This is a genomic window from Streptomyces sp. AHA2, assembly GCF_036857595.1.
Lineage (GTDB): Bacteria > Actinomycetota > Actinomycetes > Streptomycetales > Streptomycetaceae > Streptomyces.
In genome coordinates this window covers 408,081-419,762 of sequence record NZ_JAUQWJ010000004.1, presented here as the reverse complement: position 1 = coordinate 419,762, position 11,682 = coordinate 408,081, and the positions used below count along the sequence as shown (strand labels likewise).

The following is an 11,682-nucleotide window of genomic DNA, read 5'->3' as shown; positions in this document are numbered from 1 at the left end:
GCCCGGGCTTTCCAGCAAAGATCACCTGGCGCCGATGAAGTAAGGCGTACCAGAACCACTCCCAGGAGGACCCCAGTGGCGAAGGCGAAGTTCGAGCGGACTAAGCCGCACGTCAACATCGGCACCATCGGTCACATCGACCACGGTAAGACGACCCTCACGGCCGCCATTACCAAGGTGCTGCACGACGCGTACCCGGACCTGAACGAGGCCTCGGCCTTCGACCAGATCGACAAGGCTCCTGAGGAGCGCCAGCGCGGTATCACCATCTCCATCGCGCACGTCGAGTACCAGACCGAGACGCGTCACTACGCCCACGTCGACTGCCCCGGTCACGCGGACTACATCAAGAACATGATCACGGGTGCGGCGCAGATGGACGGCGCCATCCTCGTGGTCGCCGCCACCGACGGCCCGATGCCGCAGACCAAGGAGCACGTGCTCCTGGCCCGCCAGGTCGGCGTCCCGTACATCGTCGTCGCCCTGAACAAGGCCGACATGGTGGACGACGAGGAGATCCTGGAGCTCGTCGAGCTCGAGGTCCGCGAGCTCCTCTCCGAGTACGAGTTCCCGGGCGACGACCTGCCGGTCGTCAAGGTCTCGGCGCTCAAGGCCCTCGAGGGCGACAAGGAGTGGGGCAACTCCGTCCTCGAGCTCATGAAGGCCGTGGACGAGAACATCCCGCAGCCCGAGCGTGACGTCGACAAGCCGTTCCTGATGCCGATCGAGGACGTCTTCACGATCACCGGTCGTGGCACCGTCGTCACCGGTCGTATCGAGCGCGGTGTCCTCAAGGTCAACGAGACCGTCGACATCGTGGGCATCAAGCCGGAGAAGACCACCACTACGGTCACCGGCATCGAGATGTTCCGCAAGCTGCTCGACGAGGGCCAGGCCGGTGAGAACGTCGGTCTGCTCCTCCGTGGCATCAAGCGCGAGGACGTCGAGCGCGGCCAGGTCATCATCAAGCCGGGCTCGGTCACCCCGCACACCGAGTTCGAGGCGCAGGCCTACATCCTGTCCAAGGACGAGGGTGGCCGCCACACGCCGTTCTTCAACAACTACCGCCCGCAGTTCTACTTCCGTACGACGGACGTGACCGGCGTGGTGACCCTCCCCGAGGGCACCGAGATGGTCATGCCGGGTGACAACACCGAGATGAAGGTGGAGCTCATCCAGCCCGTCGCCATGGAGGAGGGCCTGAAGTTCGCCATCCGTGAGGGTGGCCGGACCGTGGGCGCCGGCCAGGTCACCAAGATCACCAAGTAAGTCCCCGGACTGACTTGAGGGTCCACTGACCTGAGTGGCTCGAAGGGGCCCGTACGACTTCGGTCGTACGGGCCCCTTTGCCGTGTCCGGCGGTGTCGGTGCGCGGGTCAGGAGGTCAGCCGACCGTCCACTTCTGGTTGGCCGCGCCGGTGCACGTCCAGATCTGCAGCGGCGTGCCGTCGGCCGCGGAGTTGCCCTTGGCGTCCAGGCACTTGTCCGCGCCGACGTTGACCAGGTCGCGTGCCGGGGTGTGCACCCACTGCTGGGCCTTGGTGCCGTTGCAGGTGTAGAGCTGGACCGCGGCCCCGTCGGCGGTGGAACCGCCGCGCACGTCGAGGCACTTGCCGAGGGCGCGTACGGTGCCGTCGCCGCCGAGGGTCCATTTCTGGGCGTCGACGCCGGTGCAGTCGTGGAGCTGGATGGGCGTCCCGTCGGCCGGGGAGGCGCCGGCGACGTCGGCGCACATGCCGCCGATGCCCTTGACGGCACCGGTGGTGCCGCCGGTGCCGCCGCCCGACCCGTCCGAGGTGGAGACGCGGACGTAGTCCACGGTCATCGTCTGCGGGAACTGCGTGTTCGCGTCCGGGCTGCCGGGCCAGTTGCCGCCGACGGCGAGGTTGAGGATCAGGAAGAACGGGTGGTCGTAGACCCACCTCTTGCCGCCCAGGTCGGCCGGCGTCCGCGTCTGGTACGTCTGTCCGTCGACGGACCACGTGATCTTCCCCGGGGTCCAGTCGACGGCGAAGACGTGGAAGTCGTCGGCGAAGGCCCGGCCGCCCGGGAGGGTGTACGCCGCGCCGATGCCGCCGCTGCCGGAGTAGCCGGGGCCGTGCAGGGTGCCGTGGACGGAGCCGGGCTCGTAGCCGACGTTCTCCATGATGTCGATCTCGCCGCTGTCGGGCCAGCCGACGCTGCCCAGGTCGTTGCCGAGCATCCAGAACGCGGGCCACATGCCCTGGCCGCGGGGCACCTTGATCCGGGCCTCGAAGTGGCCGTACGCCTGCGTGAAGGTCCGGGAGGTGTTGAGGCGGGCGGACGTGTACTGACAGCTGCCGTACCAGCACTGGAGCCCGGGGTCGGTGTTCTTGCGAGCCGTGATGACGAGGTTGCCGTTGCCGTCGAGGGCAACGTTGTCGCGACTGTTCGTGTAGTACTGCAGCTCGTTGTTGCCGTTGCCCGAGCCACCGGTCTCCACGGTCCACTTGGCCGGGTCCGGCGCGCTCCCGGCGGCGCCGTCGAACTCGTCCGACCACGTGACCGCGGCGGTCGCGGCATCGGCCTCGCCGGCGGACGGGCCGACCGTGGTCAGGGTGAAGGCGGCGGCGACGGAGGCGCAGACCAGCGGGACGAGCCCGCCGAGCGTCCAACGGCGTGCGCGATGAGCAGCCATGGCTGAACACACCTTGTCTGTGGGGGATGGGGGGAGTGGGCCGACGCTGGCGGCCGTGCAGGGATGCTACGAACGGTTCACCGCACAACCAACTGCCCGTTTGGTCCGTCAACAGCGCGTGAACTGCGACGAGTTGGCGCCGGTCGGCCACCCTCCGCTTTGCTTGAGGCCTGCTTAAGGCGGCGTTAAGGGTGCGGGGGCCGGTCAGAGGTCGAGTTCGGCCCAGACCGTCTTCCGGGGCGGAAGCCCGCGCGTGACGCCCCAGCGGTCGGCCAGCGCGTCGACCAGGAGCAGACCGCGGCCCGACTCGGCCTCGCCGTCGGCGGGACGGGCCTGCGGCAGCCGGTCGTCGCGCGTGTCCGTCACCTCGATGCGGAGGGTTCCGGCGACGACGTAGAGCAGCAGACCGAAGTCGCGCCCCCGGACACGGCCGTGCGTCGCCGCGTTGGCCGCCAGCTCGGCGACGACGTGCGCCGCCCGCTCCGACGGCAGTCCCCAGGACCGCAGCCGTTCCGTCGCCAGGAGACGGGCGAGGCGCGCGCCGCGCGGGGTGGGGGAGAGCCGGAGGGCGAAGTGGCGTACGGGCGTGCCGGGTTCGGCTTCGGTGGAGTTGTGCTTCACGGCCCTCAGCGTGGCCGTCCCCGCCTACCGTGAACAGTGACTCAGCGGGTGCGTACGGTGACTGTCCGGAGCTTGTCCGGCGGTGTCCGGGCTGTCGGCACCGGGCCCACGGGTAGGGCGCTGAGGCAGGGACGTACGACGGAAGGGTGCGGGATGACGGCCGAGGCGGAGGCGGGGCGGCTCAGGAGCGAGGCGGACGGGCCCGGGTGGGAGGTCGACCCCGACGACGAGTGGGGTGTCGCGGTCATCGCCACGGTGGGACGGCAGCTGAAGCTGCGGCGCGAGGGGGTGGGGATGCGGGCCGCCGAGTTCGGGACGGCGGTCGGGTACGGCGAGGACATGGTCTACAAGATCGAGGGCGGCAAGCGGATTCCCCGCCAGGACTATCTGGCCAGGGCGGACGAGGTGCTGGGGGCCGGTGGGCTCATCGCGGCGACCTGGGAGGACGTGAAGCGGGTCCGCTACCCCAAGAGGGTGCGGGAACTGGCCAAGCTGGAGGAGCAGGCGGTGGAGATCGGGGTGTACGAGTGCACCAGCGTTCACGGGCTGTTGCAAACGCCTGAGCACGCCCGGGCCCTGTTCGAAGCAGCGCAGCCGCCGTACTCGCCGGAGGATGTGGAACGAATGGTGGCGGCCCGTATGGCTCGGCAGACGGTCTTCGAACGGGATCCGGCCCCGTCCCTGCACTACGTCCTGGAGGAGGCGGTGGTGCGCCGGCGGGTCGGGGGCAGAATGGTGTGCCGGGCGCAGCTCGAACGGCTTCTGGAGGTGGGGCGCTTCCGCAACGTCACCCTCCAGATCATGCCGACGGAGACCGATGCGCACCCGGGCGTGGACGGGAAGATCGAGTTGCTGAAGTTCCCGGACGGTTCGGCAGTGGGTCGTTCCGACGGCGCGTTCAATGGACGGCCGACGACTGATCCGAAGCAACTCCGGATCCTCGAGCTGCGATATGGCACCATCCGGGCGCAGGCTCTCCCGCCGCGGGAGTCGCTGGCCTTCATCGAGCATGTGCTGGGAGAAACATGATCCGCAACGCTGAACTGACCTGGTTCAAGAGCAGCTACAGCAGTGGCACGGACGGCAACTCCTGCGTCGAGATCGCGATAGCCCCCGGTACCGTCCAGGTCCGGGACTCCAAGCACGCGCAGGGCGATCGGCTGGGCCTCTCCGCCGCTGCCTGGGCCGGATTCCTGGCCGGGGTCCCGCACCTGGAGCGCCGCGGCCGCTGACGTGCCGGCCCGCCGGTTTGAGATACGTCACTCCCGGGGTACTCTCTCCGGCTCGATTAGCGTCGGGCCTGCCCCATATGGCAGACTGTCCGAGTTGCTCGGTCGAGTGTTGATGCTGCGCGCCTCCCGCCGGGGGGACCGGAAGCGAGTCCCACAGTACTCGTCGCCCTAACTGCCTCACGGCAGCGCTGGGGCGGACGTACGGGAATCTTCCGGGAAGTGTATGCGCGGCACCGGCCAGGCACCCGGTGGGCCTTCGCCCCCGGTCTGCGGTTCCGGAAGGGCCGTGTGCATTCCCAGCAGGGATGTTCGAACAAGGGGCATCTGTGTCAGCGGCAGTGCGACACGCCCGACCGCGTGGGTCGGAGGAACGAAGGCAGCAGAAGGAATCCGCCGGGTTCCAGAGCGTGAGAAGAGACAGGACTACTGAGTAGCCATGGCGGGACAGAAGATCCGCATCCGGCTCAAGGCCTACGACCACGAGGTCATCGACTCCTCGGCGAAGAAGATCGTCGAGACGGTGACCCGCACTGGTGCGTCGGTCGCGGGCCCGGTGCCGCTGCCCACTGAGAAGAACGTGTACTGCGTCATCAAGTCGCCGCACAAGTACAAGGACTCGCGCGAGCACTTCGAGATGCGCACGCACAAGCGCCTGATCGACATCCTCGACCCCACCCCCAAGACCGTTGACTCTCTGATGCGACTCGACCTCCCGGCCGGTGTCGACATCGAGATCAAGCTCTGAGGCCGGTGATCTGAGAGATGGCTAAGCAGATCAAGGGCATCCTGGGCGAGAAGCTCGGCATGACGCAGGTGTGGGACGCGAACAACCGCGTCGTCCCGGTCACCGTCGTCAAGGCCGGCCCCAACGTCGTCACCCAGGTCCGTACGAACGATGTCGACGGCTACGAGTCCGTCCAGATCGCTTTCGGCGAGATCGACCCGCGCAAGGTGAACAAGCCCCTCAAGGGCCACTTCGCCAAGGCCGACGTCACCCCCCGTCGCCACCTCGTCGAGATCCGCACCGCGGACGCCTCCGAGTACACGCTGGGCCAGGAGATCACCGCTGAGGTGTTCGAGGCCGGCGTGAAGGTCGACGTGACCGGCAAGAGCAAGGGCAAGGGCTTCGCCGGTGTCATGAAGCGCCACAACTTCCGTGGCCTCGGCGCCGGACACGGCACCCAGCGCAAGCACCGCTCTCCCGGTTCCATCGGTGGCTGCGCCACCCCGGGCCGTGTGTTCAAGGGCCTCCGCATGGCGGGTCGCATGGGCAACGAGCGGGTCACCACCCAGAACCTGACCGTCCACGCCGTTGACGCGGAGAAGGGTCTGCTGCTCATCAAGGGCGCGGTTCCCGGTCCGAACGGCGGCCTCGTCCTGGTCCGCACCGCGGCCAAGGGGGCCTGAGGTAATGAGCACTGTTGACATCCTTTCGCCGGCGGGCGACAAGGCCGGTTCCGTCGAGCTCCCCGCGGAGATCTTCGGCGTTGAGAAGGTCAGCATCCCGCTGATCCACCAGGTCGTCGTCGCACAGCTGGCCGCTGCCCGTCAGGGCACGCACAAGACCAAGACCCGTGGCGAGGTCCGCGGCGGTGGCAAGAAGCCGTACCGCCAGAAGGGCACCGGTCGCGCCCGTCAGGGTTCGACCCGCGCGCCGCAGTTCGCCGGTGGTGGCGTCGTGCACGGTCCCGTGCCGCGTGACTACTCGCAGCGGACCCCGAAGAAGATGAAGGCTGCCGCCCTGCGTCACGCCCTCACCGACCGGGCCCGCCACAACCGCATCCACGTCGTCTCCGGCGTCGTCGAGGGTGAGAACCCGTCGACGAAGGCCGCCCGGACGCTGTTCGGCAAGATCTCGGAGCGCAAGAACCTGCTCCTGGTCGTCGACCGCGCCGACGAGGCCGCGTGGCTGTCCGCCCGCAACCTGCCCCAGGTCCACATCCTGGAGCCGGGCCAGCTGAACACGTACGACGTTCTCGTCTCGGACGACGTGGTCTTCACCAAGGCCGCCTTCGAGTCCTTCGTGTCCGGCCCGAAGGCCAATGACACCGAAGGGAGCGAGGTCTGATGGCCATCCGTCACCCCGCAATCGCCTCCAAGGCCGCGAAGAAGGCCAAGGCCGCTCGCGTCGCCAAGGCGCGTCGCCACGCGACCGAGGGCAAGAACACCGTCGAGACCCCGCTGAGCAAGTCCTTCACGGACCCCCGTGACGTGCTGCTCAAGCCGGTCGTCTCCGAGAAGAGCTACGCGCTTCTCGACGAGGGCAAGTACACGTTCATCGTCGACCCGAGCGCCAACAAGACCCAGATCAAGCAGGCCGTCCAGGCGGTCTTCTCGGTCAAGGTCACCGGGGTCAACACGATCAACCGCCAGGGCAAGCGCAAGCGGACCCGCACCGGCTTCGGCCAGCGTGCGTCCACCAAGCGCGCGATCGTGACCCTCGCCGAGGGCGACCGTATCGACATCTTCGGCGGTCCGACCGCGTAAGCGGGTCGGATCGTCCGATATCGGACGAGGACTGAGAAATGGGAATCCGCAAGTACAAGCCGACTACGCCGGGCCGTCGCGGCTCCAGCGTCGCCGACTTCGTCGAGGTCACGCGGTCCACGCCGGAGAAGTCGTTGGTCCGCCCCCTGCACAGCAAGGGTGGCCGTAACAACTCCGGTCGTGTGACCGTCCGCCACCAGGGTGGTGGCCACAAGCGCGCCTACCGCGTGATCGACTTCCGTCGTCACGACAAGGACGGCGTGCCGGCGAAGGTCGCGCACATCGAGTACGACCCCAACCGCACCGCGCGCATCGCGCTGCTGCACTACGCCGACGGCGAGAAGCGCTACATCCTCGCCCCGCGCAACCTGCAGCAGGGCGACCGCGTAGAGAACGGTCCCGGGGCCGACATCAAGCCGGGCAACAACCTGGCCCTGCGCAACATCCCGGTCGGTACCACGCTGCACGCCATCGAGCTGCGGCCGGGCGGCGGCGCGAAGTTCGCCCGCTCCGCCGGTGCCTCCGTGCAGCTGCTCGCGAAGGAGGGCCAGATGGCCCACCTGCGCATGCCGTCCGGTGAGATCCGCCTGGTGGACGTCCGCTGCCGCGCCACCATCGGTGAGGTCGGCAACGCCGAGCAGAGCAACATCAACTGGGGCAAGGCGGGCCGTAAGCGGTGGCTGGGCGTTCGCCCGACCGTCCGTGGTGTGGTCATGAACCCGGTTGACCACCCGCACGGTGGTGGTGAGGGCCGGACCTCCGGTGGTCGCCACCCCGTGTCCCCGTGGGGCAAGAAGGAAGGCCGTACTCGTTCGCCCAAGAAGGCGTCGAACAAGTACATCGTCCGCCGCCGCAAGACGAACAAGAAGCGCTAAGGACGGGTTGAGATGCCTCGTAGCTTGAAGAAGGGGCCCTTCGTCGACGACCACCTGATGAAGAAGGTGGACGCCCAGAACGAAGCGGGCACCAAGAACGTCATCAAGACCTGGTCCCGTCGCTCGATGATCGTGCCGGCCATGCTCGGCCACACGCTCGCGGTGCACAACGGCAAGACCCACATCCCGGTGTTTGTCACCGAGTCGATGGTCGGCCACAAGCTCGGCGAGTTCTCGCCGACCCGCACCTTCCGGGGCCACGTCAAGGACGACCGGAAGTCGAAGCGCCGCTAGTCGGCGGGGTGCAATCGACCATGACAGACACTGAAGGGACAACCATGGAAGCCAGGGCCCAGGCGCGGTACATCCGCGTCACGCCCATGAAGGCCCGCCGCGTGGTGGACCTCATCCGTGGCCTGAACGCCACGGAGGCTCAGGCGGTCCTGCGTTTCGCCCCGCAGGCCGCGAGCGTGCCGGTCGGCAAGGTGCTGGACAGCGCCATCGCCAACGCCGCGCACAACTACGACCACACCGATGTCGACAGCCTCTACATCTCCGAGGCCTACGTCGACGAGGGCCCGACCCTGAAGCGGTTCCGGCCGCGTGCCCAGGGCCGTGCCTACCGGATCCGCAAGCGGACCAGCCACATCACCGTGGTCGTCAGCAGCAAGGAAGGAACCCGGTAATGGGCCAGAAGGTAAACCCGCACGGGTTCCGGCTCGGTGTCACGACCGACTTCAAGTCGCGTTGGTACGCCGACAAGCTGTACAAGGACTACGTCAAGGAAGACGTCGCCATCCGTCGGATGATGACGTCCGGCATGGAGCGCGCCGGCATCTCCAAGGTCGAGATCGAGCGCACCCGTGACCGCGTGCGTGTGGACATCCACACCGCTCGTCCGGGCATCGTCATCGGCCGCCGCGGCGCCGAGGCCGACCGCATCCGCGGTGACCTCGAGAAGCTCACCGGCAAGCAGGTCCAGCTGAACATCCTCGAGGTCAAGAACCCCGAGACGGACGCTCAGCTCGTGGCCCAGGCCGTCGCCGAGCAGCTCTCCTCCCGCGTCTCCTTCCGCCGTGCCATGCGCAAGAGCATGCAGTCGGCGATGAAGGCCGGCGCCAAGGGCATCAAGATCCAGTGCGGTGGCCGCCTCGGTGGCGCCGAGATGTCCCGCTCGGAGTTCTACCGCGAGGGCCGCGTGCCCCTGCACACGCTCCGCGCGAACGTGGACTACGGCTTCTTCGAGGCCAAGACGACCTTCGGCCGCATCGGCGTGAAGGTCTGGATCTACAAGGGCGACGTCAAGAACATCGCCGAGGTCCGCGCCGAGAACGCCGCTGCCCGCGCCGGCAACCGCCCGGCCCGAGGCGGCAACGACCGCCCGGCCCGTGGTGGCCGCGGTGGCGAGCGTGGCGGGCGCGGTCGCAAGCCGCAGCAGGCTGCCGGCGCCGAGGCCCCCAAGGCCGAGGCTCCCGCCGCCGCTCCGGCTGAGAGCACCGGAACGGAGGCCTGACCGTCATGCTGATCCCCCGTAGGGTCAAGCACCGCAAGCAGCACCACCCCAAGCGCAACGGCATGTCCAAGGGTGGCACGCAGGTTGCGTTCGGCGAGTACGGCATCCAGGCGGTGACCCCGGCGTACGTGACGAACCGTCAGATCGAGGCCGCTCGTATCGCCATGACGCGTCACATCAAGCGTGGCGGCAAGGTCTGGATCAACATCTACCCGGACCGCCCCCTCACCAAGAAGCCGGCCGAGACCCGCATGGGTTCCGGTAAGGGTTCCCCGGAGTGGTGGGTGGCCAACGTCAAGCCCGGACGCGTGATGTTCGAGCTGTCGTACCCCAACGAGAAGATCGCGCGCGAGGCCCTGACCCGTGCGGCTCACAAGCTGCCGATGAAGTGCAAGATCGTCAAGCGCGAGGCAGGTGAAGCGTGATGTCGGCCGGTACCAAGGCGTCGGAGCTGCGCGAGCTGGGCAACGAGGAGCTTCTGAACAAGCTCCGCGAGGCCAAGGAAGAGCTGTTCAACCTCCGCTTCCAGGCGGCGACGGGTCAGCTCGAGAACCACGGTCGGCTCAAGGCCGTCCGCAAGGACATCGCGCGGATCTACACCCTGATGCGTGAGCGCGAGCTGGGCATCGAGACGGTGGAGAGCGCATGAGCGAGAGCAACGTGACTGAAGAGACCAAGACGGACCGCGGTTTCCGCAAGACCCGTGAGGGCCTGGTCGTCAGCGACAAGATGGACAAGACCGTCGTCGTCGCCGTCGAGGACCGCGTCAAGCACGCGCTGTACGGCAAGGTCATCCGTCGTACGAACAAGCTCAAGGCCCACGACGAGCAGAACGCCGCGGGTGTCGGCGACCGCGTCCTCCTCATGGAGACCCGGCCGCTGTCCGCGACCAAGCGCTGGCGCGTCGTCGAGATCCTCGAGAAGGCCAAGTAATCCCTCCTAGGGGGACCCCCTAGGCATCGTTCCGCCAGGCTCGGTGCGGGGTCGCATTCACGTGTGACCCCGCGCCGGGAACCGGCAGACAATCAGGAGATAGACGTGATCCAGCAGGAGTCGCGACTGCGTGTCGCCGACAACACTGGTGCGAAGGAGATCCTTTGCATCCGTGTGCTCGGTGGCTCCGGTCGCCGCTACGCGGGTATCGGTGACGTCATCGTCGCCACCGTCAAGGACGCGATCCCCGGTGGCAACGTGAAGAAGGGTGACGTCGTCAAGGCGGTCATCGTTCGCACCGTCAAGGAGCGCCGCCGTCCGGACGGCTCGTACATCCGCTTCGACGAGAACGCCGCCGTCATTCTGAAGAACGACGGCGACCCTCGTGGCACCCGTATCTTCGGCCCGGTCGGCCGTGAGCTGCGCGAGAAGAAGTTCATGAAGATCATCTCCCTCGCGCCGGAGGTGCTGTGAGCATGAAGATCAAGAAGGGCGACCTGGTCCAGGTCATCACCGGTAAGGACAAGGGCAAGCAGGGCAAGGTCATCGCGGCCTTCCCGCGCGAGGACCGCGTCCTGGTCGAGGGTGTCAACCGGGTCAAGAAGCACACCAAGGCCGGTCCGACGGCTCGCGGTTCGCAGGCCGGCGGCATCGTCACCACCGAGGCGCCGATCCACGTCTCCAACGTCCAGCTGGTCGTGGAGAAGGACGGCAACAAGGTCGTGACCCGCGTCGGTTACCGCTTCGACGACGAGGGCAACAAGATCCGCGTTGCCAAGCGGACGGGTGAGGACATCTGATGGCTACCACCACCACTCCGCGTCTGAAGCAGAAGTACCGTGAGGAGATCACGGGCAAGCTGCGTGACGAGTTCAAGTACGAGAACGTCATGCAGATCCCCGGTCTCGTCAAGATCGTGGTCAACATGGGTGTGGGCGACGCCGCCCGCGACTCCAAGCTGATCGAGGGTGCCATCAAGGACCTCACCACGATCACCGGTCAGAAGCCGGCCGTCACCAAGGCCCGCAAGTCCATCGCGCAGTTCAAGCTGCGTGAGGGCCAGCCGATCGGTGCCCACGTCACGCTTCGTGGCGACCGCATGTGGGAGTTCCTGGACCGCACCCTGTCGCTCGCGCTGCCGCGCATCCGCGACTTCCGCGGCCTGTCCCCCAAGCAGTTCGACGGCCGTGGCAACTACACCTTCGGTCTCACGGAGCAGGTCATGTTCCACGAGATCGACCAGGACAAGATCGACCGCACCCGGGGTATGGACATCACCGTGGTGACCACGGCGACCAACGACGCTGAGGGCCGCGCGCTCCTTCGTCACCTCGGCTTCCCCTTCAAGGAGGCGTGAGCGAG

The 11,682-nt window shown here is 67.5% G+C and carries 19 protein-coding genes; 17 read left to right on the top strand and 2 right to left on the bottom strand.

The window, feature by feature from the left end; all coding sequences use genetic code 11:
• The first annotated feature begins 75 nt into the window (after positions 1 to 75).
• Positions 76 to 1,269, top strand: a complete 1,194-nt coding sequence (gene tuf / locus Q5694_RS12405; protein WP_333932842.1) for an elongation factor Tu — start codon at positions 76 to 78, stop codon at positions 1,267 to 1,269.
• A 115-nt stretch (positions 1,270 to 1,384) separates the two neighbouring features.
• Here the strand turns inward: tuf and Q5694_RS12400 are convergent, their stop codons facing one another.
• The gene (locus tag Q5694_RS12400) at positions 1,385 to 2,659 is read right to left on the bottom strand and encodes a family 16 glycosylhydrolase (protein ID WP_333932841.1); all 1,275 of its coding nucleotides are present in this window, start codon (positions 2,657 to 2,659) and stop codon (positions 1,385 to 1,387) included.
• A 204-nt stretch (positions 2,660 to 2,863) separates the two neighbouring features.
• Positions 2,864 to 3,280 carry an ATP-binding protein gene (locus Q5694_RS12395; RefSeq protein WP_333932840.1) on the bottom strand — a complete coding sequence of 139 codons (417 nt, stop codon included), beginning with the start codon at positions 3,278 to 3,280 and terminating at the stop codon, positions 2,864 to 2,866.
• Positions 3,281 to 3,433: 153 nt separating this feature from the next.
• Here Q5694_RS12395 and Q5694_RS12390 point away from each other — a divergent pair, with 153 nt between their 5' ends.
• The 16 genes from Q5694_RS12390 (at position 3,434) to rplE (ending at position 11,677) form a co-directional block, all read left to right on the top strand.
• Positions 3,434 to 4,309, top strand: coding sequence for a helix-turn-helix domain-containing protein (locus Q5694_RS12390; protein ID WP_333932839.1), 876 nt, complete (start codon positions 3,434 to 3,436; stop codon positions 4,307 to 4,309).
• Positions 4,306 to 4,512, top strand: a complete 207-nt coding sequence (locus Q5694_RS12385; RefSeq protein ID WP_333932838.1) for a DUF397 domain-containing protein — start codon at positions 4,306 to 4,308, stop codon at positions 4,510 to 4,512. The genes Q5694_RS12390 and Q5694_RS12385 overlap by 4 nt, the downstream gene beginning before the upstream one ends.
• Before the next feature lie 436 nt (positions 4,513 to 4,948).
• Positions 4,949 to 5,257, top strand: coding sequence for a 30S ribosomal protein S10 (gene rpsJ / locus Q5694_RS12380; protein ID WP_003948644.1), 309 nt, complete (start codon positions 4,949 to 4,951; stop codon positions 5,255 to 5,257).
• A 17-nt stretch (positions 5,258 to 5,274) separates the two neighbouring features.
• Positions 5,275 to 5,919: a 50S ribosomal protein L3 gene (rplC, locus tag Q5694_RS12375; RefSeq protein ID WP_010036739.1), complete on the top strand. Its 645-nt coding sequence runs from the start codon at positions 5,275 to 5,277 to the stop codon at positions 5,917 to 5,919.
• 4 nt (positions 5,920 to 5,923) lie between these two features.
• On the top strand, positions 5,924 to 6,580 hold the full coding sequence (rplD, locus tag Q5694_RS12370; protein ID WP_190195939.1) for a 50S ribosomal protein L4: 657 nt from the start codon (positions 5,924 to 5,926) through the stop codon (positions 6,578 to 6,580).
• Positions 6,580 to 6,999, top strand: a complete 420-nt coding sequence (rplW, locus tag Q5694_RS12365; protein WP_333932837.1) for a 50S ribosomal protein L23 — start codon at positions 6,580 to 6,582, stop codon at positions 6,997 to 6,999. The genes rplD and rplW overlap by 1 nt, the downstream gene beginning before the upstream one ends.
• Positions 7,000 to 7,037: 38 nt before the next feature.
• Positions 7,038 to 7,874, top strand: coding sequence for a 50S ribosomal protein L2 (rplB, locus tag Q5694_RS12360; protein WP_333932836.1), 837 nt, complete (start codon positions 7,038 to 7,040; stop codon positions 7,872 to 7,874).
• A 12-nt stretch (positions 7,875 to 7,886) separates the two neighbouring features.
• Positions 7,887 to 8,168: a 30S ribosomal protein S19 gene (gene rpsS, locus Q5694_RS12355; protein ID WP_053759516.1), complete on the top strand. Its 282-nt coding sequence runs from the start codon at positions 7,887 to 7,889 to the stop codon at positions 8,166 to 8,168.
• A gap of 44 nt (positions 8,169 to 8,212) precedes the next feature.
• On the top strand, positions 8,213 to 8,560 hold the full coding sequence (gene rplV, locus Q5694_RS12350) for a 50S ribosomal protein L22 (protein ID WP_010036727.1): 348 nt from the start codon (positions 8,213 to 8,215) through the stop codon (positions 8,558 to 8,560).
• On the top strand, positions 8,560 to 9,387 hold the full coding sequence (gene rpsC, locus Q5694_RS12345) for a 30S ribosomal protein S3 (protein WP_311680329.1): 828 nt from the start codon (positions 8,560 to 8,562) through the stop codon (positions 9,385 to 9,387). The genes rplV and rpsC overlap by 1 nt, the downstream gene beginning before the upstream one ends.
• A gap of 5 nt (positions 9,388 to 9,392) precedes the next feature.
• A complete protein-coding gene (rplP, locus tag Q5694_RS12340; RefSeq protein ID WP_333932835.1) occupies positions 9,393 to 9,812 on the top strand; it encodes a 50S ribosomal protein L16 in 420 nt (139 codons plus the stop codon).
• The gene (gene rpmC / locus Q5694_RS12335; protein ID WP_010036720.1) at positions 9,812 to 10,036 is read left to right on the top strand and encodes a 50S ribosomal protein L29; all 225 of its coding nucleotides are present in this window, start codon (positions 9,812 to 9,814) and stop codon (positions 10,034 to 10,036) included. Before rplP ends, rpmC begins: the two co-directional genes overlap by 1 nt.
• Complete coding sequence (gene rpsQ, locus Q5694_RS12330; RefSeq protein WP_010036717.1) at positions 10,033 to 10,320, top strand: 30S ribosomal protein S17; 288 nt, start codon at positions 10,033 to 10,035, stop codon at positions 10,318 to 10,320. The genes rpmC and rpsQ overlap by 4 nt, the downstream gene beginning before the upstream one ends.
• A 105-nt stretch (positions 10,321 to 10,425) precedes the next feature.
• On the top strand, positions 10,426 to 10,794 hold the full coding sequence (gene rplN, locus Q5694_RS12325) for a 50S ribosomal protein L14 (RefSeq protein WP_003998823.1): 369 nt from the start codon (positions 10,426 to 10,428) through the stop codon (positions 10,792 to 10,794).
• Between the two features lie 2 nt (positions 10,795 to 10,796).
• Positions 10,797 to 11,120 carry a 50S ribosomal protein L24 gene (gene rplX / locus Q5694_RS12320; RefSeq protein WP_003992365.1) on the top strand — a complete coding sequence of 108 codons (324 nt, stop codon included), beginning with the start codon at positions 10,797 to 10,799 and terminating at the stop codon, positions 11,118 to 11,120.
• On the top strand, positions 11,120 to 11,677 hold the full coding sequence (gene rplE / locus Q5694_RS12315; protein ID WP_333932834.1) for a 50S ribosomal protein L5: 558 nt from the start codon (positions 11,120 to 11,122) through the stop codon (positions 11,675 to 11,677). Before rplX ends, rplE begins: the two co-directional genes overlap by 1 nt.
• Positions 11,678 to 11,682 lie beyond the last annotated feature (5 nt).